Here is a 22,670-nt window from a genome sequence, read left to right as displayed (position 1 = left end):
GACCCGCGGCCGTCCCGGCAATACCTTGTAGATGCTGCTGTAGGGCGCATCGGCTTCCGGCCGGAGGGGCATTGCCCGCCTACGCCACCTTAACCCCGCAATGCGCCCATGCCGACACTCGAACATCACAAGAAACAGGCCAAGCTCTATCTCAAATGGCACCGCGAACGGTATTATCCCGTCGCCGCTGTGATTGGATGGCTTTTGCCGCGTTTTCGCCATTTCAGCGACAGCCAAATCCTCGATCACGACTTCAAGTTGGCCGATGCCCAGGAACTCGTCGCCAGGAAGTCAGGTTTCGAGAGCTGGCAGGCGCTGAAGGAAGGCCTTCAAACCGTGACCGATCATGCAGCAACAGACGCCGTAAAGCCGCATCTCGCCTTTGCCGAGCCACAGCTCTTTGTCCGCGACATCGCAGCGGCCTGCAGTTTCTACCGGGAAAAGCTCGGCTTCGAGACGCGCTTCACCTATGGCGAGCCGCCCTTCTACGCCCAAATTATCCGCGATGGCGCACGGCTCAACCTGCGCCATGTCGACAAGCCTCCACTCGCCGCCAGTTCGACCGATGACCTCCTGGCGGCGACGATCGTTGTCGACAACATCAAGGCTCTGTTTCTGGAGTACCAGGCGGCCACGGCCCCGTTCCACCAGACATTGCGGACCGAACCCTGGGGCGCCCGCACGTTCATCGTCAGGGATCCCGACGGCAATCTCATCTGCTTCGCGACCAGCGCGGGCTGACCTCATCGACAAAAACGCCGCCTCATGGGCGGCGTTTCGAGAGTGATCGTTCGAGGAGATTACTGCGCGCCGCGCGCGACACGCTCGATTTCTTCGCGCACCAGGCGCTCGACCAGCGTCGGCAGATTGTTGTCCAGCCAGTCCTGCAGCATCGGCCGCAGCATCTCCTCGGCCATCTCGTCGAACGTTTTCTTGCTGCGGCTGGCAAAGGCATCGGACAGCTCGCCAAAGGCCGCGGCGACCTGCCGGCCCGTATGTTCGGAAAGAATTGCCGGACGAGCCGAAGGCGCTTCATTTGCCGCAGCATATGCCTGGGCGGTGCCGGCCGAAGCGTCGCTCGAAGAAGGCCGTCCGAACGCACCCTCCACCACCGGTTCGCTCGCCGGGGCCTCGGGCTGGGCAACCGGCTTGCGGATGCTCCTGTCCGGCATCGCCTTCGCCTGCTCTCCAACCGCGGCGATCTCGCGCCGCCAATCGGCAACGATGGTATCGCTTGTCGCGCTGGCCTCTGGGGCCGGTGGCGCGTCGATCCTGGCGGCAGGCGCCGGCTCGGCGACCCTGGCACTGACCTCTGCAAGTGTCATCGACGGCCTGACCAGCACAGGATCGGCGCGCGTCTGCGATTCCATGCGCGCGATCACCGGCTCGGGCGACGGCGCTTGGACTTCCGCCAGCGCGACCGGCTTCCTGACCTCGGGGGCAGCATTGAGTTCGGCGCGAAACGCATCGACGTCCGCCGCCGGAGCTTCGCTCGGCGAAGGCTCCAGATCCTGCCGCAGCTCATCGGCCTCGCCGGGCTGCTTGCGGCCGTTATCGCTATCCTCGATGATCCTCCTGATGGAAGCCAGTATCTCTTCCATGGAGGGTTCGCGCTGTGCGCTGCTTGCCGTTGCCATCGTCACTTCCGCCGCCCTGGTGACCCTGCAGACTTCCACTCCGGCAAAGCCGGATTCGAATCATGGCGACAGCGTAACCGACGGATCGCCGAACGAGAATCCCCAATCTGGGGACACGTGGGATTTCAACAGATTAGAGCGTGAAGCCGAAAAAAGCTGGACGGGTTTTTAAAAAAATCCCGTCCTGGCAGAAAGCGAGAATTCCAGCCGATGGCCTTAGCGGCCATCCGGCGTCCGCACGCCGATCCACTTGTCCTTGACGGCGTTGTAGTGCTCTTCGGGCTTGTACTTGGTCACCGGCAAGCCGAGCCGGTCGACCGACAGGCGGCCCATCGCCGACAGGATGGCATAGCTTGCCACGACCACATCGTGTTCGGAATTGGCCTGGTTGATCTTGGCGGTGATGACGGCGGCCTGCGCGTTGAGCACGTCGAGCGTGGTGCGTTGGCCGACATTGCGCTCCTCGATAACGCCGTTCAGCGCCAGTTGCGCGGCATCGATCACCTGCTTGTTGGCGGAGACGCTCTGTTGGGCGGCGGTGTACTGCGACCATGCGGTGGCGACGGCCTGGCGCACCTGGTCACGGCTGACATCGACCTGGATGCGGGCCTCGCCAAGCGATTCCTTGTTCTGCCGCACCACCGCCGATGTCCGCCCGCCAGAATAGATCGGAATGGTCAGCGTCGCGCCGATATTGGCCGACGTCGAATTGCCGTTCGTTCCGACGTTCGGATTGCGATTGAGATAGTCATCCGAGATGCCGGCCGATGCGGAAAGCTGCGGCAACAGCGCGCCTTCCGCCGACTTCACCGAAAACGCGGCCGCGTCGACCAGATGCTGGGTCGCGAGGATAGCCGGATGTTCGGCCGAACCAATTGCAATCGCCGAATTGAGGCTCGCCGGCAACAGTTTCCCCAATGGCGAAGCGGGCTTGAGCTTGCCCGGCTCGTCGCCGACCACCTGGTGATAGGTTGCAGCGCTGGCCAACGCCTGCGCACGGGCGGCACTGAGCGAGGCCACCGCCGAGGCGCGCGACGCGTCGGCCTGGGCGACATCAGTGCGCGTGCCCTCGCCAACCTCGAAACGCGAGCGCGCGGCGCGCGCCTGCTCGGTCAGGAACTGCAGGTTCTGTTCGGTCAGCACGGCGATCTGCCGATCGCGGATCACATCCATATAGGCCGTGGCCGCACTGAACAGCGTGTTCTCTTCGGTGTTGCGCAGGCTCTCCACCGACGCCTTCACCTGGGATTCCGCGGCCGCCACGTTGTTCCTGGTCTGAAAGCCGTCGAACAGGGTCTGGTTGATGGTGATGCCGACGCTGGCCGACGACGTCTTGCTGTTGGCGCCGCTGGCGCGCGTGTTCACATAATTGGCGTCGGCGGATCCGGCGATGGTTGGGCGCCAGCCGGACTTGGCGATGGCCACGCCTTCATCGGTGACGCGCACGCCGGCACGGGACGCATTCAGCGAGGAATTATTCTGATAGGCCTTGGCGAGCGCGCCGGTGATGGTTTCCGCAGAGGCGGTCAGTGGAGACAGCGCGGTCGCGGAAACAAGGACAGCGGCAAAAAGGGTCTTGGATACAGACGGCACGGGTATATCCCTCATTCGTTTTCCATGGGAACCGCGCCGCGCCAGCTTCTCACAGGAGTAGCCGGAGTGACGTGTTTCGATGTTCCCTGTCGCTCGGTCCCAAAGTGCCCCCAGTCCGGGATCAGCAACGATTGTTCAAATGCAAGCGACCATGACAAAGCCTTTGCTGCAAGGCCAAACCATTCAGAATTCGAAAGCATGCTCACGTTCGAATCCGGGTAGTGGCTTAATTGCCGCATTAAATGCCCGTCTCCCGGTTACAACCCCCCCAGCCTTGAAAAAAAGTCGCGCCACACCGGAATTGCCCTGCCCTTCGACCGCGACGAGTCGGCCACCATCGGCGAGCTGATCGAGCAGCGGCGCCGGCACTTTCTCGACGCTGCCGCCGATGAAGATGACGTCATAGGGTGCCTTGGCCGCATGACCTTGCGCCAGCGCGCCCTGGACCACGGTCACATTGCCGCAGCCCAGGCCGGAAAGGGTCGACTCCGCCATTTGCGCCAGCACCGAATCGCTTTCGAGCGCAACGACGGATCTCGCCAGCCGCGACAGGATGGCCGAGGCATAGCCGCTGCCGCTGCCGACATCGAGCGCCGAATCGGTCGGGTTGATCTCGGCCAGTTGCATCAGCTTGGCCAGCGGTGATGCTTCCATGAGATAGCGCGCGCCATCGGCGCCGCCGCCGATGCGGATGTCCTCATCGATATAGGCGAGATCGCGCTGTCGGTCGCCGACGAAGAGCTCGCGCGGCACGGAAAGCAAGGCTTCCAGCAACGGGGCGCTGGTCACGTCGGTGGTGCGAACCTGACCGTCGACCATCTTGACGCGAAGCTCGGAGAAATCAGCGCTCATGTTCCAACCAATCCGCTTGCCGCGTCGAAAACGCGGCTCATTTCGACTGGAACTTCAGGCCCCGGCGCTTTTGCGCGGGAGCCTGGGGCATTGGAGGCCTCGCCCGGAATCGAACCGGGGTGCAAGGATTTGCAGTCCTCTGCGTAACCACTCCGCCACGAGGCCTCATTGCTCCCGGCGTTCCACCCGGTTCCAATAGGTTGCGGCGAAAATGGCGTCAAGCGGCCTCCATGCATTCCTCGCGGTTTCCTCTGAATGAATCCTTACCCCCACATCGGGCGTCGCGGCCACGGTGATCACGACGCATATTAGCACGGGATTAGATATAACAGCAGATCACGCGAAACTCCACGCCCCCGGCCGTCGTTGAGAAACGGGAGGACTGTTCCATGCTGCCTGCAAGCCGAACAACGCCCCGAACAACAACGCAATGAACGCCTGGGACGGCTTGTCGCGATCGGTGTGCGAGGAGTTGCTGCGGCATGCCATCGACTGCCTTGCGATAGACGGCGCCGCCAAGCTCTCGCCGCGTGACCGCGCGCGCCTCGCCTCGGCTGCCGCCATTCTCAGGGAAATCCGCGAGGACCTGGAAAGAAGTGCGGACCGGCAAGCGGATTCGCGAAAATCCGAAACTCGAACAAGGGCATGACGCGCCGGCAGGTCGGCCCGGTCAAGGACGCGGCTCGGTGACCGTCGTTCAGTCCGGACGCCGCCGCCGCTCCCACCACACGACGAGGCGACGGCGATGGCGCCGCACCATGGCGAATTCATAAGAAAGCACCAGCAGTCCGATCGGAACCATCCAGAAGCCAAGAATCGGCAGAAACCCGAGAATGCCGCCCATGGTCAAAAGAACACCGATCGTGATTCTGAGGCCCCGCGACTGCGGCATGGTGAACTCGCGCCCGAAAATCGAGATCTTTCGTGCCGGTATCCGGTTTTCGTCTGCTGCCGTCATCGCGAATGGCTGCCCATCTGGTGGCTCGATAATGTCAGTTTACGAAAGCCGCGACCGCCCTATCGGTTCCGCGCCCGTCGCCAAGACGGCTAATATGAGGGCGGACACCATCGATTGCGAGAAACCGCCGCGCGAAAAAGTCTCGGAAAAATACGAAATGCTTCTTTGCAAAGCCGAAAGGGGTTTGCTATAGGCTGCGCCACTTGCTGAAAGAGCCTCCGTTCCCCGGTAGCTCAGTGGTAGAGCAACCGGCTGTTAACCGGTTGGTCGCTGGTTCGAATCCGGCCCGGGGAGCCAATCATTTCCATGCACTTATGATATGTTAGAGCGCACTCAACAGTGCCAAGCTCTGCCTTGTGCAATGTTCGGGGCAACAATCCAGTGCCGGCGCGAGAGAATCGACCAGTTTTCAGGGTGCTCACCGTACCCGAACGTCGGGCGTCTCACTCTACAACGACACCAAGCACTGCCGCCTTCTTCAAGATCAAAGCTTTCAAATCCGCGTCAGAACGTTCCGTTCCCGTCCTTTGGCGAAGCAATTCGATAAATTCGGCCATGGATTGGAAGTCATGTTCACCCAGCATCGCCTCGACCACCATGGCCACGTCGACTGTGTCGGGTCCAACCGCTGTTTTCATTTGCCACCTCCGCGCAAGGTCGCATTAGCGATCAGTAAACTTCGCCCCCCCGCTTCCGTTCCCATCGGGGCGATGTGACGCCTTGCATTTTAGCCAAATTAGATGTGGGAGATGGTCATGGAATTCCGAGCGGGGGCTCATGACCACAGACCTGTTTCTCGCCGCTGTCGCGGCATTCGCGATTCTCGTCCCGCTCTACTTCATCCTCAAATGATGTGTTGATGCACGCCGGCAAAGCCATCAGGCGCGTCGAGATTGAGAGCGGCAGCATGTCTGAAGCCGCTGCTGCCTGGGGACCAGTGAAGGATGGGCTAGGCCGGGAGCCTACCGATCAGGACTTCATCCGTGTGACGCACTTTGCCACAGGAAGGACGAGTTGGTTTAGTCCATCTAAAGTCCGCAGAAGTTGTTTTCTGCCTTTTCTTTCAGTTGTCATGAACCATGACCGCGAATAGGTTGCGCCCAATTTTCCAATTGGGAGACCCCGATTGCTTAAGTCGCTTGCAGAAAGACTGTTCCCGAGATCAGCGCCTGCCGATGCTCTAGCGACTGTAGAACGCCAGCGGATTCCTTCACTGGACGGACTTCGCGGGTGCGCAGTGCTAGTCGTGATGTGCTCTCACTTTGACGGACTTTTCGGCATCACCAAAGGCAATCTCGGTGTCGACATCTTCTTCGTTTTGAGTGGTTTTCTAATCACTTCGCTGCTGCTTCGCGAAATTGCCGACACAGGCACCGTCAGCTTTGCCAATTTCTATGCCCGCCGAGTCCTGCGGTTGGCGCCAGCTCTGCTCGTCTGTGTTTTTGTTTTCGGCGCAATCGATCTCGCATTTGGGATATTCCCCCGCAACATCATCCTGCGATCAATTCCTGCCGCTATCTTTTATGTGAGCAACTGGGTGCGCGCCACAGATCGGTGGAATATGTTTGAGTTCGGGCACACTTGGTCGCTGGCAATAGAAGAGCAGTTCTATCTTATCTGGCCGATAGCGCTCCTCTTCCTGATTGGTCGCGTCCGGAACTTCACGGCGATTTTTGCCGGTGTGCTGTTTTTGGTTCTGGCAATACAGGTGAACCGCTACATGTTGGTGGCCCGTGGCGCGCCGGAGATGTGGGTCTCTGCAGCATTCCACACTCGCGCGGACGCGATATTTGCCGGAGCGCTGCCCGCCATCATCGTCGCGCACGCCAGGATATCGGAACAGTTCAAGCGGTTGCTTTGGTTGGCGGCGCCCGCTGGCGTCATGGTAATCATTCTTGTGCTGCTGTTGCCTGCCGACTACCTCGCCTGGAAGCAGCCGTTTGTTGTTGCGTCGGTCGCCGTCATCGTGCTCCATCTTTCGTCAAATGCAGGCTCGCGCATGCACATAGCAATGTCGGCTGACTGGCTCGTCTACACAGGCAAAATATCTTACGGTCTTTACCTCTACCATTACCCGATCTGGTATTTGACGGTGCACAAGTTCGGAACCGCACTGTCTGTCGGAGAAAAGCAAGCAATCGGTTTATTCATCCTGGCGCCCGTCTCCTATGCCATGGCAGGCATGTCATTCAAGTACATCGAAACTCCCGCACTGCTGATGAAGGAGCGTTTCCGCAGCAGGGTCACTGCCCTTGCCTAGTTCTTCGCGGCAAGGGCCGCCTAGATGGCCGCAGCTATCAGCGCCTGCGTGTCGGCAAGGCGCACGGCTTCGGCCTCAACGGCTGCGGCGAGCGGCTTGGGCTTCAGCCTCGATAGCAGCCCTGGCTTCCCGAGCAGCATTTGCTCTCACAGCCGACGCGACAAAGTCGGCAAGCGCGTCAAACATTTGAAGTTTAGGCAAAACAGGCACGGCTTATCGGTCGCGGTCCGGCTCGCTGCATTGTGACAGCGCGACCATTGCCGACCCCCCTCGCAAGATGCGAATTTGCCGCTCCGATGTTTCGCGAGGATGTCGTCATGCCCATCTGCAAGATTGTGCTCTGCGCGGCAGCGATGATGGTTGCCGCTACAAGCTTCGCCAGCGCCAGGCCGGACACGCGCAAGATGACCTGCGCGCAGACCCAGGCGCTCATCCAGAGCCAGCATGCGGTGGTGCTGAGCACCGGGCCGAACACCTATGACCGCTACATCAGACAATTCGGCGATGAATGCGATGCTCCGTTCATACCGATGGTAGCCTATGTTCCGACCAGCGGCGGTCAATGCATGGTCTATCGGTGCGAACAGCCCTCGCCTCAAGTTTCCGAGTGATCGCGGATTCGCATTTGCAATCCCGCATGGATTGACGTTTTCCCCGATCTGGAGGTGTCCATCAGCACCTCACGGCGCTTGCGCTTGGATATCCGTCGCGCGATAGATGCGCCGGTTCAGGGAGGAATCATGCGGAAGATCCTGGCATCGGTGCTGCTGTCCGCAGCCGCACTTTATGCAAATTGTGCTCTCGCACTCGACAGCAGCGGCACGCCCGTCGTGGTGACACCGCTTGCATCGCGCACGACGACCGCGTCCGGCCAGCCGATCACGCTGCCGCAAAAGAACGTGCAGATGCTGGTGTCGACCTATGATATCGCGCCGGGCGCGACCTTGCCGGTGCACCGGCACCCCTTTCCGCGCTATGCCTATGTCGAGGCCGGAACGCTGAAGGTCACCAATGTCGAGACCGGCAACAGCAACATCTACAAGACAGGCGATTTCATCATCGAAATGATCGGGCAGTGGCATCAAGCCACCAATGTCGGCGATGGCCCGGTCAAGCTCCTGGTGATCGATCAGGTCGAGGAAGGCGCCAAGAATACGGAATTGCGGCAGTAGCCGCCCATGCCCCGAAAGCGGAAAAGCAATCCGCTTTCCCCTGCCGTCGCGGACACCACCCTGCCCCAAGCGTTTCAAAGAGCGCTCAGCCCCAGGCTCCGACCATCTGTCGAGTCGTCGCATTCAGCCGATTGAAGGCGTTGATCAAGGCGATCTGGACAACCAAGGCGGCAAGCGCCTTTTCATCATAGTGCCTGGCGGCTTCGTCCCAGACATCGTCCGGCACGGCGTCCGGGCGGTCGGCGAGCCTTGTGCCTGCCTCGGCCAGCGCCAGGGCCGCCCGTTCGGCATCGGTGAAGTACGGCGTCTCGCGCCATGCGGCCAGCGCAAAGATGCGCTCGTCCTTTTCACCGGCTTTTTTCAGTTCGCGCGCGTGCATGTCGACGCAGACGGCGCAATTGTTGATCTGGCTGGCGCGCAGATGAATGAGCTTGCGCGTCACATAAGGCACATCGGCCGCCTCCGTCGACTTGTCCAGGGCCAGCAGCGCTTGCAGGGCGCCCGGGATGAGCATCACTGGGTTCTTAATTCGAGCTTGCATGGTCTTTCTCCATTGAAGGCGTTTCGCAGGGCATGTTTTGCCGAGCCCGGATGCCGCGCATCCAGCTTCGATTTGATGAAATTTCGGCGGCCGCCGGATCGCAGAAGGTCAATCAATAACCCATCAGCTATGGGTCTAATTCATAACTATACGGTTATATGACTGTCAAGCAGGGAAATGGCGCCTGGTCCAAATGGCTTTGTTTCGTTCACGCTTTCGCGTTGGCCGCCCGGGTGCTAGGGCATTGCGCACCATCATGGACAGGATCGCCCCTTGACCACACAAACCCGCCCGCCGCTGATCGAAATCTGTGTCGAAGGCATCGATGGCCTGCTCGCCGCGCAGGCTGCCGGCGCCGATCGGGTCGAACTGTGCGCCAGCCTGGTCGAAGGCGGCATCACACCGAGCCTCGGCACCGTGCGCGCGGCGCTGGACCAGGCGACGGTGCCGTTTCATGTCATGGTGCGGCCGCGCGGTGGCGATTTTCTCTACAGCGAGACCGAATACGGCTCGATGCTCGCCGACGTCGCCGCGCTGCGCGATCTCGGTGTGGCCGGCGTGGTGTTCGGCTGCCTGAACGCCGACGGCACCATCGACGAGAAGCGCATGGGCGAGCTGACGCAGGCTGCCGGGTCCCTGAACGTCACCTGCCACCGCGCCTTCGACATGACACGCGATCCCAGCGAGGCGCTGGAGGCGCTGATCCGCCGCAAGGTCGGCCGCGTGCTGACCAGCGGCCAGCGCGACACCGCGATCGAAGGCCTGCCATTGCTGGCCGATCTGGTGCGGCAAGCGGGCGACCGCATAGTCATCCTCGGCTGCGGCGGGCTCGATCTCGCCAACATCGCCGAGGTGCGCAAAAAGACCGGCCTGGCCGAGATGCATTTCGCGGCACTGAAGGATGTGCCAAGCGCCATGGGTTACCGCAATCCCAAGGTCGGCATGGGCGGCTCCGATCTCGACCGCGAATACCGCAACACATTGACCGACACACCGCTGGTGGCGGCGACGATCGCGGCGGCCAAGGCATGACCTCTCCGATAGACCGCATAGCGCCGGACGACGAAGCGGCCATACTGGCGCTCAACAACGAACATGCAGCGGAACTCTCCTGGCTTGAAGCCGAGCGGCTGTCGTTCCTGCTTGGCGAGGCATTCTACGCGCGGCGCATCGGCGATCTCGAAGCCTTCATCATGACCTTCGACCAGGAAGCCAACTACGACAGCCCGAATTTCGTCTGGTTCCGCGAGCGCTATGAACGCTTCATCTATGTCGACCGCGTCGTCGTGGCGGCGCACGCAAGGGGCCGCGGCCACGCGCGCCGGCTCTATCAGGATCTGTTCGAGCATGCGGAGCGCGCCGGCTACACGCTGGTCACCTGCGAGGTCAACATCGACCCGCCCAACCCGGCGTCTGATGCCTTCCACGCCGCTCTCGGTTTCGCCGAAGTCGGCGACGCGGTCATCCATGGCGGCAAGAAAGCCGTGCGCTACTACGTCAGGCGGATCGTCGCTTGATCCGCTAGCGCTGGCCACACAATGAAGCGGCAACTAATATAGCCGTTCCGCCAACCGGAGGAACAGCGATGCCAAGCAACGTCTTCCGCTTCGACGAAAGCTGGCACATTCCCGAAGGCACACCTCGGCAAGTGTGGGACGTGATCTCCGACGCCGAGTTGCTGCCGCTATGGTGGGGCGACGTCTACAAGGAAGTCGTGCCGCTCGACGCCAAGGGCAAGGCGTCAGTCGGTTCGCGGGCAAGGGCGCGTGCTCGCGGCGCCCTGCCCTATGAACTGAACTTCATCATCGAGGCCGCCGAACTCGAGCCCGGCCGGCTGGTGGTAGTGAAAACCTTTGGCGATTTCGACGGATTATGGCGGGCCGAACTGCAGCCCTCAGGCCCCGGCACCCATGTTCAGCTGACCTGGCAAGTCACGGTCGAGAGGCCCATCCTCAAATTCCTCGCACCGTTGCTGCGGCCGGCCTTCGCATGGAACCATCGCTGGACCACGCCGCGCGGCGAAGCCGGCCTGCGCCGTTGTCTGATGGCGAAAAACAGAGCCGCTTGACCGCCAAACCGAAATTCGGCCGGCCGGTTGCAGCCACGATGTCCGCCCCGCCGCAACTGCCTTGCCGTACTCACCAGTTGCGGTTGAGCCATTCACGCGCTGGACGCTCGATGAGGTAGTAGCTGCAGAGCGCGCAGGCGAAGGCGCCGGCCAGCATCAGCCAGGGGTTGCTGCCTTGCTCATAGACGAATTTGTAGAATGGCTGCTGCCACAGATAGAGCGAATATGACCACAGGCCCAATGTCGTCATTGGCCAGGACGACAGCAGACCGGAAAAAATCCGGCTGCTGAAATCGAGCGCGTTGACGGCCAACGCCAGCAGCGGCGTGGCCAGGAGATAATGGATCGGCGTCGGCACCGCGTCCACGAACAGGAAAACCGCGCCAGCCGCCGCTGCCAGGGCGACATAAGGCCCTTTCAGCACGTCCGGCAGCCTGCCCTCGGCCTTGAGCAGGCAGATAGAGGCCGACAGCAGGATTGATGCGATGTGCACATCGGTGCGCCAGTAAGTGGCCTCGTAGTCCAGGTTGAAGACCCAGTACGACACCGCGCCATTGGCCATGGCGAGCAAGGCCAGCGCCACCAGCAAAGGGAGGACGCGGTTGCGGCTGACGACCGTCGCGCTGATCAGCGCCAGGATGACATAGGCGTGCTCCTCGACACAGAGCGACCAGATATGGTCAAGCGCCCCGGCGCGGGTGACGAGGATTCCCGCGTAATTGTAGGTGAATGTCAGCGCCGTCAGCGCCGCCTTCCATTTGAAGGCGATGAATGTGCCGGACAGCGCGATCATGGCAACGATGACGAAGACCAGGAGCGCCGGATAGATGCGCGAGAAACGGCGCTTGAAGAACTTCTTCAGCGGATACCGTTCGATGAACAGGATCTCGGCCATCAGCCGGCCGCTGAGCACGAAGAAGAACTCGACGCCGAGCACGCCGAGGTTGATTCCGGGAACCGGGAAAAAATGGCCGATCAACACCAGGGCGATCGACAGGCCGCGCCAGCCATCGAGATAGGCCAACCTTGTCCTGGCCGACCTGTCTACGACGGCCCGGGACGGAACCATATGGGTCGCGGAAATTTCGGACATGCCGATCCTCTCGCATTGGCATGCGAAAGGGCACGGCGGTACGTGTTCCGAACCCGGCTCGCATTCCCGCCCACGCCCATACTGCAGTGCAATATAAATTTGTGCAAGTGCGAGATTGCCGCCGATACTGTTTCCAGACCGGTACGGCCCGGAATTGCTTCAAGCAAAAGGATGTCGCGCTGCGGCTGATTCCATCAGCAACTGGGCCGCGACGCACGAAAAAGGGGCCACGATGGCCCCTTTCCGTGAAACCATGAAACGCGTCAGTGTCAGGCGTTGGCGGCTGCCACGGCGCGCTTGGCCATGACCGCGATCAGATTTGCGCGATAGTCGGCGGAGGCGTGGATGTCGCTCATCAGGTTCTTGGCCGACACCTTGACGCCCGCGAGCGATGCAGCGTCGAAACTCTTCGCAAGGGCCGCCTCGATTTCCTTCGAGCGAAAGACACCGTCGTCGCCGGCGCCGGTGACGGCAACGCTGACGCCATCCTTGTCCTTGGCCACGAACACGCCGACGATCGCGTAGCGCGAGGCCGGGTTGCGGAATTTTTCGTAAGCGGCCTTTGCCGGAGCGGTGAAGCTGACCGCGGTGATGATCTCGCCGTCCTTCAATGCCGTTTCGAACAGCCCCTTGAAGAACTTGTCGGCTGATATCTCGCGTTTGTTGGTGACAATGGTGGCGCCCAGCGCCAGCAGGGCCGCCGGGTAGTCCGCCGCCGGATCGTTGTTGGCGATCGAGCCGCCGATCGTGCCCTTGTGGCGCACGGCCGGGTCGCCGATCAGCGACGCCAGATGGGAAAGCGCCGGACACGCCTTCCGCAGCTTCTCGTCATTGGCGACATCATAATGGGTCGTGGCGGCACCGATGGTGACCGTCTTGCCCGATACCTTGACGCCATGCAGTTCCTTGATGCGCGAGAGGTCGACGAGGTCCGAAGGAGCCGCCAGCCGCGTCTTCATGGCGGGGATCAAGGTCATGCCCCCCGACAAAAGCTTGGCGTCGCCGCTCTTCACAAGCTTGGCGGCTTCAGTGACCGAGGCGGCGCGGTGATAGTTGACCGAGTACATGGTTGTTCCTCCTCAGTGCTTCGTCGCGGCGCGGATCGCGGCCCACACGGTGGACGGCGAAGCGGGCATGGCGATATCGGCGATGCCGATGGCGTCGGTGATGGCGTTGATCACCGCCGGCGGCGAGCCGATGGCGCCGGCCTCGCCGCAGCCCTTGATCCCAAGCGGGTTGCCCGGGCATGGGGTGTTCGAGGTCGAGACCGTGAACGACGGCAGATCGCCGGCGCGCGGCATGGTGTAATCCATGTAGCTCGCCGTCAGCAGCTGTCCGCTGGCGTCATAGTGGGCGCCTTCCAGCAGTGCCTGGCCGATGCCCTGCGCCAGTCCGCCATGCACCTGGCCTTCGACGATCATCGGGTTGATGATGTTGCCGAAATCATCGGCGGCAACGAATTGAACAATCTCGGTCAGGCCGGTTTCCGGATCGACCTCGACCTCGCAGATGTAGCAGCCCGCCGGGAAGGTGAAATTCGACGGATCGTAGAACGCCGTCTCCTTCAGCCCGGGCTCCATGCCGCCCGGCAGATTGTGAGCGGTGTAGGCGGCGAGCGCCATCTGGAACCACGGCACGTTCTTGTCGGTGCCGGCGACCTTCAGCGCACCATTCTCGATGACGATATCGCCCTCGTCTGCTTCGAGCAGATGAGCCGCGATCTTCTTGGCCTTGGCTTCAACCTTGTCGAGCGCCTTGACGATGGCCGACATGCCGACCGCCCCCGAGCGCGAACCATAGGTGCCCATGCCCATCTGCACCTTGTCGGTGTCGCCATGGACGATCGAAACCGAATCGATCGGCACCCCGAAACGTTCGTTGACCAGCTGCGCGAACGTGGTTTCGTGGCCCTGGCCGTGGCTGTGCGAGCCGGTCAGCACCTCGATCGTGCCGACAGCATTGACCCGCACCTCCGCCGATTCCCAAAGACCGACGCCGGCACCAAGGCTGCCTACCGCCGCCGACGGCGCGATGCCGCAGGCCTCGATGTAGCAACTCATGCCGATGCCGCGTAGCAGCCCCTTCTTGGCGGCGGCAGCCTTGCGCTTGGCAAAGCCGGCATAATCCGAAGCCTTCATGGCCGCATCGAGCGAAGCCGCATAGTCGCCGGCGTCATAGCACATGATGACCGGCGTCTGGTGCGGGAACGAGGTGACGAAATTCTTGCGCCGCAACTCTGCCGGCGACACACCGAACTGGCGAGCGGCGGTTTCCATCATGCGCTCCATGACGAAGGTCGCTTCCGGACGCCCCGCTCCGCGATAGGCGTCGACCGGCGCGGTGTTGGTGTAGATCGCCTTCACATTGGCGTGGATCGCCGGAATGTTGTACTGGCCCGACAACAGCGTCGCGTAGAGGTATGTCGGCGTCGCCGACGAGAACAGCGACATGTAGGCGCCGAGATTGGCTTTGGTCTCCACCTTCAGGCCAAGTATCTTGTGGTTCGCATCAAAGGCCATTTCGGCATGGGTGTGATGGTCGCGGCCATGCGCGTCGGTGAGGAAGCTCTCCGTGCGGTCGGCTACCCATTTGACCGGCACACCGGTCTTCTTCGACGCCCACAGGCAGACGATCTCTTCGGGATAGATGTAGATCTTGGAGCCAAAGCCGCCGCCGACATCCGGCGCTATGACACGCAGCTTGTTCTCCGGCGCGACATTGTAGAAAGCGCTCATCACCAGCCGCGCGACATGCGGGTTCTGCGACGTGGTCCAGCAGGTGTAATGATCCTCGGCCTTGTCGTAGTGGCCAAGAGCCGCCCGCGGCTCCATGGCGTTGGGAACAAGCCGGTTGTTGATGATGTCCATCTTGACGACATGGGATGCCTTCTTGAAGGCAGCCGCCGTCTCGTCGGCGTTGCCGATGTCCCAGTCGAAGATCAGGTTGTTGTCGGCTTCCGGGTGGATCTGCGGCGCGCCCTTGTCCATCGCCTTCGAGGCGTCGACGACCGCCTTCAGTTCCTTGTAGGTGATCTCGACCGCTTCGGCCGCATCGCGTGCCTGGCCCTTGGTCTCAGCGACGACGATGACGACCGCGTCGCCGACATAGCGAACCTTGTCGAAGGCCAGCGGCGACCATGCGCCCATCTTCATCGGCGAACCGTCCTTGGAATGGATCATCCAGCCGCAGATCAGGTTACCGATGCCATCGGCCTTGAGCTCCTTGCCGGTCAGAACCCCGATGACGCCGGGCATGGCTTGCGCCTTCTTGACGTCGATCTTCTTGATCTGCGCATGCGCGTGCGGGCTGCGCACGAAGGCCGCATGCTTCATGCCGGGAACCACCATGTCGTCGACATAGCGGCCGGCGCCGGTGATGAATCTTTTGTCTTCCTTGCGCGCGACCCGAGCGCCAACACCTTCAATGCCCATAAGAAATTCCTCCCGAAATGGTGAGTATGAAGTAGCGAGTACGTTAATAGTGAAGATCGCCGCCGGTTCAGACCGGCTACTGACTACTCACTACTCTACTGCTCACTCTTCACGCAGCCTGCTTCGCCTTGCCCTTGGCTCCCTTCGACATCGTCTTCGATGCGGCGAGGATCGCCTTGACGATGTTGTGGTAGCCGGTACACCGGCAGATGTTGCCTTCCAGCTCGGCCCGCACCGTCGCCTCGTCGAGGCCTTCGGGGTGGCGGTTGATCATGTCGGTCGCCGTCATGATCATGCCTGGCGTGCAGAAACCGCACTGCAGCCCGTGATGTTCCTTGAAGGCTGCCTGCACCGGATGCAGGTCGGCGCCGTTGGCGAGACCCTCGATCGTCACAACGCTCGAGCCGGACGCCTGGACAGCAAGCATGGTGCAGGACTTGACCGCCTTGCCGTCGACATGGACGACGCAGGCCCCGCATTGCGAGGTATCGCACCCGACATGAGTGCCTGTAAGGCCGAGATTCTCGCGCAGGAAATGGACCAGAAGCGTTCGATCCTCGGCAACGCCGCTGACGCGCCTCCCGTTCACCATCAAAGAAACGTCCGACATGGTCCCTCCCTGGGTATCAACCTTGGTCATCACGCTGCCGACGCGCCGCTGGCGCTTCGGCCATGCGTTATTCGTACACCGCACAACGCACAAAAAACAGCGCGACGGAAAAGGCGCATCATTGTACTTTCGGGTCATGGCCAAGGCCAAAGGTGCACTCACCTCGCCCCATTGCCAAAACGCCTATTGGAAGCAACAATATCCCCCGACGCTCGCGCGCCAGAAGCTTGTAAAAACAGCCGCGTACAAAAACAGCGTCGGAGGAAATGCGGGAGAACGCCGCTGGCCAGTTCACGGACGCGCTACGCATGCGGCTTGTCGGCGCTGACCACGGACGAGCCCAACCCGGATGTTTTCGCGCGCGCGGTGGCCGCCGAGGCTGCCGCAATCAACGCCGGCTTTGCGCTGCTGTTCTTTTCCCAGAGCCTCGTCGAGGCAGGTGCCCTGTCGCGGGCACTCTCGGTCCACGCGCCGGGGCTCCATCATGCAGGCTGCTCCACCGCCGGCGAGATTACGCCGCAAGGGCTCGAAGAAGGCCATATGCTGGCAATGCTGCTGCCCTCCGCCTCATTCACCGCGGTCAGCACCATGGTCGACAACCTGTCCACATCGGGCATGGACAGGATCACCGGCGAGGTCGAGGCCTTGCGGCGCACGCTGCGCCGCCGGCTCGGCGGTGAGCAGACCAGGAACACCTTCGCGCTCTGCTTCATCGATGGGCTGTCCTATGCCGAGGAAGCGGTAAGCTCCGCCATCCACTGGGGACTTGACGACATACCGCTGCTCGGCGGCTCGGCAGGCGACGATCTGAAGTTCGAGACCACACGCCTGATCTCGAACGGCAGGGTCACCTCGGACAGCGCCATCATCGTGCTGATCGCCACGGAAATTCCGTTCCACGTCTTCAAGACCGACAATTTCGTTCCGACCGACGAAAAGCTGGTGGTGACGGCGTCCGATGCCGATCACCGCATCGTGCGCGAATTCAACGCCACCAATGCGGCGGAGGAATATGCCGCTTCCGTCGGGATCATCCCGCAGACCTTGACGCCGCTGAGCTTCGCCTCGCATCCGGTGGTGGTGAAGGTGGGCGGCGAATATTATTGCCGTTCCATCCAGAAGATGCACCCGGACGGTTCGCTGTCGTTCTTCTGCGCCATCGACGACGGCGTCGTGCTGTCGATCGCCCAGCCCAAGGATATGGTGGAATCGACACGCGCCGCCCTGCGCGAGGTCGAGGAGCGGCTTGGCGGCATCGACATGATCCTCGGCTTCGACTGCGTGCTGCGCCGGCTCGATGCACGCAACCGGCAGGTCTTTCGTGACATTTCGGAGCTCTACCGGGTCAACAACGTCGTCGGCTTCGGCACCTATGGCGAGCAGTACCGGTCGATGCACCTCAACCAGACTTTCACCGGCATCGCTTTCGGCGAACGCCAAGCAGCAGAATAGGGCGGCGAAATAAGATGCCGCTCAGGGACATAAACGATCTCGAAAAGCTGAAGAAGATCAACGCCGCCCTGGTCAGCCGCGTCGAGCGGTCGATGGACCAGCAAGGCAACGCCTTCTCGCTGTTCCAGACCGCGATCTCGCTCGAAAACCGCGTGCGCACGCGCACGGAGGAGCTGCACTCGACCTTGCGGCGGCTTGAGCAATCCAACATCGATCTCAGCGCCGCCAAGGAAAATGCCGAACTGGCGAACCTGTCCAAGACAAGGTTCCTCGCCGCCGCCAGCCATGACGTGCTGCAGCCGCTGAACGCGGCCCATCTCTCCGTCTCGGCGCTCGCCGAGGTGCAGACCAGTGACGAGGGCAGGAAGCTGGTGCGGCAGGTCGAGCGCTCGCTGGAAACAATGGAGGACCTGCTGCGCACGCTGCTGGACATCTCCAAGCTCGACGCTGGCGTGGTGCAGCCCGACATTGGCGACGTCAGCCTCGAGGCGCTGTTCTCGTCGCTGCGCTCGGATTTCCAGCCGGTCGCGGAAATGAAGGGGCTGTCGCTGAAATTCCGGCCGGTCAATGCCGTGGTCCGCTCCGACCGGACGCTGCTGCGCCGCATCCTGCAGAACATTCTCTCCAACGCGCTGGGCTACACCCGCTCGGGTGGCGTCCTTGTCGGCACCAGGCATCGCGGCGACACCATCCGCATCGATGTCGCCGATACCGGCTGCGGCATTCCCGAGGACCAGCGCGAGGCGGTTTTCGAGGAGTTCCATCGCGGCACCTCGCCTACCAGTGCCGAACTCGACGGCGGCGGCCTTGGACTCGGACTTGCCATCGTGCGCCGCATGGCCGGCGCGCTCGGCCACCCCGTGACTTTCTCGTCGAAGGTCGGGCGCGGCACGATCTTCCACATCGATGTCCCCGTCGGCATCGGGGCGCCCGCCGACGCCATCGCCAGCGCCACCGGCCTTGAGCGGTCGCGCGGCTACGGCCTGTTCGGCACCAAGGTGCTGCTGGTCGAGAACGACATCGAGGTGCTGGAGGCCATGACCTTCCTGCTCGAGCGTTGGCAGTGCCTGGTGCGCGCCGCGACCTCGACCGACGATGCGCTGGACCTGCTCGGCGACACCGACTGGGTGCCGGACATCATCATCGCCGACCAGCATCTCGACGGCGGCGATCTCGGCACCGCCACCATATCGGAAGTCCGCGACTATCTCGGCCGCGCCGTGCCGGCGCTCATCGTCACCGCCGACAGTTCCGAAGCCGTCGCCAAGGCCGCGCGCGCCGGGGGCATCGAGCTAATGCGCAAACCGCTGAAACCTGCCCAGCTGCGCGCGCTTCTGGCGCATTTGCTGGCTTAGAGGCTTACCCTCCCCTTGATGGGGAGGGTCGGCGCGCAGCGCCGGGGTGGAGGTGCGGCGCCAAGGGAGGTAAAAGCTCAGAACCCCGCCTGATCCCTGAAAAGCTCCGCATTGTCTAGCTTCGAAACCTCGATCACCGCTTGCGTGCGGCTATACACGTTCAGCTTGCGCAGGATCTCCGAGACATGCGCCTTGACCGTGGTCTCGCCGACCTGCAGCTCATAGGCGATCTGCTTGTTGAGCAGGCCCTGGCGCAGCATTTGCAGCACGCGCAGCTGCTGCGGTGTCAGCTTGGACAGGCGCTGGACCATGTCGGCGCGGTCGATGCTGTCGGCATCCGCCGGCTGGCCTTCATAGGTTTCCGGCACATAGATTGCGCCGTCCATCACCGAGCGGATGGCGGCGGCCAGATCGCTCTTGCGGGCCGATTTCGGGATGAAGCCGGCGGCACCATAGGACAGGGCCTCGGAAATGATCCTCGGCTCCTCATATCCCGACACGATCACCACCGGCAGGCGCGGATAGCGGGTCCTGAGCTGCAGCAGGCCTTCGAAACCGTGCACGTCGGGCATGGAGAGATCGAGAAGCGCAAGGTCGAAAGGCTTGGCGCCCGCCAGCAATTCCACCGCCTCGGTGATCGAGCGCGCTTCCACCGTATCGACTTCCGGATAGGCCATCTGGACGGCGCTGTGCAGCGCCTCGCGAAACAGCGGATGGTCGTCGATGATCAGGAACCGGGCGCGATCGTTGGGTGCTGTCATGTGGCTCGTTCCGGTTTACCCGCCACACCATAGTCCCGCGACCATGGCCGGATTATTGGCAAATAGTCTATCGCCAATTGCCAGGATTGCATCGCTGTAAAAGCAATGGAAACCCTGAATTCCTCATACAGCCCAGGCAAAGCCCATGCTTTATGAAAAGCGACGCCTTGCCCGTCCCCCGAAATCGGTCGAAGGTGCCGCCAGCAACCCGATATCCAAACGCAGAGACCAGCATGACCGCCTTTGTCCTTCCCGTGCCGCCAACACCTTCCGTCGCCATCAGCGGGTCGGCCGAGCGCTTTGCCGTGCGGCGCGTTTTCTGCGTTGGCCGAAACTATGCGGCGCACGCGCGCGAGTTCGGCAACGATGAACGCGATCCGCCCTTCTTCTTCACCAAGCCCGCCGACGCCGTGGTCGATTCCGGCACAGTGATCCCCTACCCGCCGCTGACGGCCAATCTGCACCACGAAATCGAACTGGTGGCCGCGATCGGCAAGGCGGGCTTCCGCATCGCGCGTGAGCGGACGCTGGATCATGTCTGGGGTTATGCTGTCGGCATAGACCTCACCCGCCGCGATCTCCAGGATGAGGCCAAGAAGGCGGCGCGGCCCTGGGACTGGTCGAAGGCCTTCGACCGTTCAGCCCCTTGCGGCCCGCTGGTTCCCGCGCAGAAATCCGGGCACCCGACGAAAGGCCGCATCTGGCTCGCCGTCAACGGTGCTGTGAAACAGGATGCCGACCTCACCGAATTGATCTGGCCAATCGCCGACATCGTCTCGATCTGCAGCGAGGCAGTCGAACTGCAACCGGGCGACCTGATCTTCACCGGCACGCCCGCCGGTGTCGGCGCGGTCAAGCCGGGCGAGACGATGACCGGCGGCGTCGACGGCATCGGCACGATCGAAGTGACGGTCGGCCAGCCGCAATCTTGAACGACAAAGCCATGAGCGACATCGTCCTGCACAATTACTATCGCTCCTCCACCTCCTACCGGGTGCGGATCGCGCTGGAGATGAAGGGGCTGAGCTACGACTACATCCCGCATCATCTGCGCCATGGCGAGCATCTTGAGCCGGCCTATCTCGCGGTCAACCCGCAGGGGCTGGTGCCGGCATTGGTGCTCGACGACGGCACGCTTTTGACGCAGTCGCTGGCGATCATCGAATATCTCGACGAGATCCGGCCGGAACCGCCACTGCTGCCGAAGGACGCGCTTGGCCGAGCGCGCGTGCGCATGCTGGCGCAGATGATCGCTTGCGACATCCACCCGGTGAACAATCTGCGCGTGTTGACCTCGCTGCGCACTTTGTTCGGCGCCAGCGACCAGGACATCACCAACTGGTTCCGCCACTGGGTGAACGAAGGCTTTCAGCCGCTTGAAAAGATTCTGGCTTCCTCGCCCGACACTGGAACGTTCTGCCACGGCGAGGCGCCGGGGCTTGCCGATATCTGCCTGGCAGCGCAGGTCACCAACAATGCCCGCTTCGGCGTCGACATGGCGCCTTACCCGACGATCGCGCGCATCCACGCCGCGTGCATGGCACTGCCGGCCTTCCAGAAAGCCGCGCCGCAGAACCAGATCGATGCCGAATAGGGCCTCTACCGACCCACGCGCAGCGTGAGTGCCCAGAACGCCAAAGCGAACAGGCCGATGCCGGCGCCCAGCAGGCAGACGCCGCTCCAGCCAAAGGCGCCGTAGGTCATGGTCGAAGCGATCGAGCCGAGCGCGCTGCCAAGCGAATAGAAGATCATGTAGCCGCCGACCAGCCGGCTGCGCGCATCCGGCCGGCGCGCGAAGATCAGGCTCTGGTTGGTGACATGCACGGCCTGGATCGCCAGGTCCAGCATGACGATGCCGGCGACAAGCAGCCACAGCGACAGGCCCATGAAGGCGATCGGCAGCCAGGCAGCCGTCATCAGAAGCAGGCTGAGGCCGGTGACCAGTTGCCCGCGCCCGCGATCGACGAGGCTGCCTGTCCAGCGCGCGCCCAATGCGCCGGCGACACCGGCAAGCCCGAACAGCCCGATCGCGGTGTGCGAGAGTGAAAATGGCGCGGCGCTCAGCGGCAGCACCAGCGGCGCCCACAGCACATTGAAAGTGCCGAAGATCAGCATGGCGAGCACCGCGCGCACGCGTAGCAGCGGCTCCTGCACGAACAGCAGCACGACCGAACCCAGCAGGCGCGGATAGGATGTGCGCGGCCGCTCCGCCTCGTGACGCGGCAGGATCAGGAAGAGAATCACCGCCATGACAAGCGTCAGCACCGCCGAGACCAGATAGACCCAGCGCCAGCCGGCGAAGTCGGCGACGACGCCGGCGACGAAGCGGGCAAGCAGGATGCCTGTTATGACGCCGCTGGTGACGGTGCCGACCGCCCGCCCCCGCTCGGATGGTAGCGCGAGGTCGGCAGCGTAAGCCACCAGCACCTGCACCACCACGGCAAGCAGGCCGACAACCGCCAGGCTTGCCAGCAGCATCGCGGCGTTCGGCGCGACCCCAACCGCGATCAGCGCCACGGCGGAAAGCACCGCCTGGCCGGCGATCAGCTTGCGGCGGTCGAACAGGTCGCCAAGCGGCACGATGAAGAACAGGCCGAGCGCGTAGCCGACCTGGGTGACCGTCACCACGATGCCGACCGAGGCCGGCGCGATGGCAAAATCATGCGCCATGGCGTCGAGCAGCGGATGGGCGAAATAGACATTGGCAACGCTCAAGCCGCAGGCAATGGCGAAGACCAGCGCAGTCATTCCTGACAGTCCCGGCGGTGATGCTGGCGTGGTCCGCGGCGCCCCGTCGGGCCGATCCAAGCTTGTTGCCGCGCTGTTCACCACCTGCAAATCCATGTCGCTCTCCGCAAATAGGTTTCAACTTGAAACCACTTGCTGG

At 62.5% G+C, this 22,670-nt stretch carries 25 protein-coding genes and 2 tRNA genes; 14 read left to right on the top strand and 13 right to left on the bottom strand.

The genetic code is table 11. From position 1 onward, the window contains the following. The first annotated feature begins 108 nt into the window (after positions 1 to 108). Positions 109 to 741: a VOC family protein gene (locus FJ977_RS16620; protein ID WP_140773126.1), complete on the top strand. Its 633-nt coding sequence runs from the start codon at positions 109 to 111 to the stop codon at positions 739 to 741. A gap of 59 nt (positions 742 to 800) precedes the next feature. Here the strand turns inward: FJ977_RS16620 and FJ977_RS16615 are convergent, their stop codons facing one another. The 4 genes from FJ977_RS16615 to FJ977_RS16600 form a co-directional block, all read right to left on the bottom strand. Next, entirely contained in the window at positions 801 to 1,637 is an 837-nt protein-coding gene (locus tag FJ977_RS16615) for a PopZ family protein (RefSeq protein ID WP_140773124.1), read from the bottom strand. A gap of 216 nt (positions 1,638 to 1,853) precedes the next feature. After that, positions 1,854 to 3,245: a TolC family outer membrane protein gene (locus tag FJ977_RS16610; protein WP_181179901.1), complete on the bottom strand. Its 1,392-nt coding sequence runs from the start codon at positions 3,243 to 3,245 to the stop codon at positions 1,854 to 1,856. Positions 3,246 to 3,413: 168 nt separating this feature from the next. Beyond that, on the bottom strand, positions 3,414 to 4,082 hold the full coding sequence (locus tag FJ977_RS16605; RefSeq protein ID WP_140773122.1) for a protein-L-isoaspartate O-methyltransferase: 669 nt from the start codon (positions 4,080 to 4,082) through the stop codon (positions 3,414 to 3,416). A 91-nt stretch (positions 4,083 to 4,173) separates the two neighbouring features. Next, positions 4,174 to 4,247, bottom strand: a tRNA-Cys gene (locus FJ977_RS16600). Positions 4,248 to 4,512: 265 nt separating this feature from the next. Between FJ977_RS16600 and FJ977_RS35820 the strand changes: the two genes are divergently transcribed. After that, entirely contained in the window at positions 4,513 to 4,731 is a 219-nt protein-coding gene (locus FJ977_RS35820; protein ID WP_181179899.1) for a hypothetical protein, read from the top strand. A gap of 48 nt (positions 4,732 to 4,779) precedes the next feature. Here the strand turns inward: FJ977_RS35820 and FJ977_RS16595 are convergent, their stop codons facing one another. Next, positions 4,780 to 5,040, bottom strand: coding sequence for a hypothetical protein (locus tag FJ977_RS16595; RefSeq protein ID WP_140773120.1), 261 nt, complete (start codon positions 5,038 to 5,040; stop codon positions 4,780 to 4,782). Between the two features lie 222 nt (positions 5,041 to 5,262). On the opposite strand from FJ977_RS16595, the gene FJ977_RS16590 reads away from it, so the two are divergent. After that, positions 5,263 to 5,337, top strand: a tRNA-Asn gene (locus FJ977_RS16590). 146 nt (positions 5,338 to 5,483) lie between these two features. Here FJ977_RS16590 and FJ977_RS16585 read toward each other — a convergent pair. Beyond that, entirely contained in the window at positions 5,484 to 5,678 is a 195-nt protein-coding gene (locus tag FJ977_RS16585; RefSeq protein ID WP_140773119.1) for a hypothetical protein, read from the bottom strand. A gap of 488 nt (positions 5,679 to 6,166) precedes the next feature. Between FJ977_RS16585 and FJ977_RS16580 the strand changes: the two genes are divergently transcribed. The 3 genes from FJ977_RS16580 (at position 6,167) to FJ977_RS16570 (ending at position 8,472) form a co-directional block, all read left to right on the top strand. Further along, positions 6,167 to 7,300: an acyltransferase gene (locus FJ977_RS16580; RefSeq protein WP_140773117.1), complete on the top strand. Its 1,134-nt coding sequence runs from the start codon at positions 6,167 to 6,169 to the stop codon at positions 7,298 to 7,300. 317 nt (positions 7,301 to 7,617) lie between these two features. Continuing rightward, positions 7,618 to 7,911 (top strand): hypothetical protein, encoded by a 294-nt coding sequence (locus tag FJ977_RS16575; RefSeq protein WP_140773116.1) that lies wholly within the window; start codon positions 7,618 to 7,620, stop codon positions 7,909 to 7,911. A gap of 129 nt (positions 7,912 to 8,040) precedes the next feature. Then, the gene (locus tag FJ977_RS16570) at positions 8,041 to 8,472 is read left to right on the top strand and encodes a cupin domain-containing protein (RefSeq protein ID WP_140773115.1); all 432 of its coding nucleotides are present in this window, start codon (positions 8,041 to 8,043) and stop codon (positions 8,470 to 8,472) included. Positions 8,473 to 8,557: 85 nt separating this feature from the next. On the opposite strand, the gene FJ977_RS16565 is transcribed toward FJ977_RS16570, so the two are convergent. Further along, positions 8,558 to 9,013, bottom strand: a complete 456-nt coding sequence (locus tag FJ977_RS16565) for a carboxymuconolactone decarboxylase family protein (protein WP_140773114.1) — start codon at positions 9,011 to 9,013, stop codon at positions 8,558 to 8,560. Positions 9,014 to 9,286: 273 nt separating this feature from the next. Between FJ977_RS16565 and FJ977_RS16560 the strand changes: the two genes are divergently transcribed. The 3 genes from FJ977_RS16560 to FJ977_RS16550 all read left to right on the top strand — a co-directional run bounded on the left by FJ977_RS16560 (position 9,287) and on the right by FJ977_RS16550 (position 11,081). Then, entirely contained in the window at positions 9,287 to 10,045 is a 759-nt protein-coding gene (locus tag FJ977_RS16560; protein WP_181179897.1) for a copper homeostasis protein CutC, read from the top strand. Then, complete coding sequence (locus FJ977_RS16555) at positions 10,042 to 10,530, top strand: GNAT family N-acetyltransferase (RefSeq protein ID WP_140773112.1); 489 nt, start codon at positions 10,042 to 10,044, stop codon at positions 10,528 to 10,530. Before FJ977_RS16560 ends, FJ977_RS16555 begins: the two co-directional genes overlap by 4 nt. A 68-nt stretch (positions 10,531 to 10,598) precedes the next feature. Next, the gene (locus FJ977_RS16550) at positions 10,599 to 11,081 is read left to right on the top strand and encodes an SRPBCC family protein (protein WP_140773110.1); all 483 of its coding nucleotides are present in this window, start codon (positions 10,599 to 10,601) and stop codon (positions 11,079 to 11,081) included. Between the two features lie 70 nt (positions 11,082 to 11,151). Here FJ977_RS16550 and FJ977_RS16545 read toward each other — a convergent pair whose 3' ends face one another. From FJ977_RS16545 to FJ977_RS16530, 4 genes are all read right to left on the bottom strand, one after another. Beyond that, the gene (locus FJ977_RS16545) at positions 11,152 to 12,174 is read right to left on the bottom strand and encodes an acyltransferase (protein ID WP_140773109.1); all 1,023 of its coding nucleotides are present in this window, start codon (positions 12,172 to 12,174) and stop codon (positions 11,152 to 11,154) included. A gap of 269 nt (positions 12,175 to 12,443) precedes the next feature. After that, positions 12,444 to 13,241 (bottom strand): xanthine dehydrogenase family protein subunit M, encoded by a 798-nt coding sequence (locus FJ977_RS16540; protein WP_140773108.1) that lies wholly within the window; start codon positions 13,239 to 13,241, stop codon positions 12,444 to 12,446. Between the two features lie 12 nt (positions 13,242 to 13,253). Beyond that, positions 13,254 to 15,605, bottom strand: coding sequence for a xanthine dehydrogenase family protein molybdopterin-binding subunit (locus FJ977_RS16535; protein ID WP_140773107.1), 2,352 nt, complete (start codon positions 15,603 to 15,605; stop codon positions 13,254 to 13,256). A gap of 109 nt (positions 15,606 to 15,714) precedes the next feature. Beyond that, the gene (locus FJ977_RS16530; protein ID WP_140773106.1) at positions 15,715 to 16,215 is read right to left on the bottom strand and encodes a (2Fe-2S)-binding protein; all 501 of its coding nucleotides are present in this window, start codon (positions 16,213 to 16,215) and stop codon (positions 15,715 to 15,717) included. Between the two features lie 22 nt (positions 16,216 to 16,237). On the opposite strand from FJ977_RS16530, the gene FJ977_RS35815 reads away from it, so the two are divergent. Genes FJ977_RS35815 through FJ977_RS16520 form a run of 3 tightly spaced genes read left to right on the top strand, consistent with a single transcriptional unit; the run spans position 16,238 to position 19,022 of the window. Then, positions 16,238 to 16,543, top strand: coding sequence for a hypothetical protein (locus FJ977_RS35815; RefSeq protein ID WP_181179895.1), 306 nt, complete (start codon positions 16,238 to 16,240; stop codon positions 16,541 to 16,543). Further along, entirely contained in the window at positions 16,531 to 17,667 is a 1,137-nt protein-coding gene (locus tag FJ977_RS16525; RefSeq protein WP_181179893.1) for an FIST signal transduction protein, read from the top strand. Before FJ977_RS35815 ends, FJ977_RS16525 begins: the two co-directional genes overlap by 13 nt. A gap of 14 nt (positions 17,668 to 17,681) precedes the next feature. Further along, a complete protein-coding gene (locus FJ977_RS16520; RefSeq protein WP_140773105.1) occupies positions 17,682 to 19,022 on the top strand; it encodes a hybrid sensor histidine kinase/response regulator in 1,341 nt (446 codons plus the stop codon). A 77-nt stretch (positions 19,023 to 19,099) separates the two neighbouring features. Here FJ977_RS16520 and FJ977_RS16515 read toward each other — a convergent pair whose 3' ends face one another. Beyond that, positions 19,100 to 19,783 carry a response regulator transcription factor gene (locus FJ977_RS16515; RefSeq protein ID WP_140773104.1) on the bottom strand — a complete coding sequence of 228 codons (684 nt, stop codon included), beginning with the start codon at positions 19,781 to 19,783 and terminating at the stop codon, positions 19,100 to 19,102. A 233-nt stretch (positions 19,784 to 20,016) separates the two neighbouring features. Between FJ977_RS16515 and FJ977_RS16510 the strand changes: the two genes are divergently transcribed. After that, positions 20,017 to 20,715, top strand: a complete 699-nt coding sequence (locus FJ977_RS16510; protein WP_140773102.1) for a fumarylacetoacetate hydrolase family protein — start codon at positions 20,017 to 20,019, stop codon at positions 20,713 to 20,715. An 11-nt stretch (positions 20,716 to 20,726) separates the two neighbouring features. Next, positions 20,727 to 21,377 (top strand): maleylacetoacetate isomerase, encoded by a 651-nt coding sequence (gene maiA / locus FJ977_RS16505; protein ID WP_140773101.1) that lies wholly within the window; start codon positions 20,727 to 20,729, stop codon positions 21,375 to 21,377. 5 nt (positions 21,378 to 21,382) lie between these two features. On the opposite strand, the gene FJ977_RS16500 is transcribed toward maiA, so the two are convergent. Continuing rightward, on the bottom strand, positions 21,383 to 22,627 hold the full coding sequence (locus FJ977_RS16500; protein WP_140773099.1) for an MFS transporter: 1,245 nt from the start codon (positions 22,625 to 22,627) through the stop codon (positions 21,383 to 21,385). Between the last annotated feature and the right edge of the window lie 43 nt (positions 22,628 to 22,670).

It is taken from the genome of Mesorhizobium sp. B2-1-3A (assembly GCF_006442655.1).
Lineage (GTDB): Bacteria > Pseudomonadota > Alphaproteobacteria > Rhizobiales > Rhizobiaceae > Mesorhizobium.
Note: the sequence above shows the minus strand (reverse complement) of the source record. Positions and strands in the feature narration are given on the sequence as shown.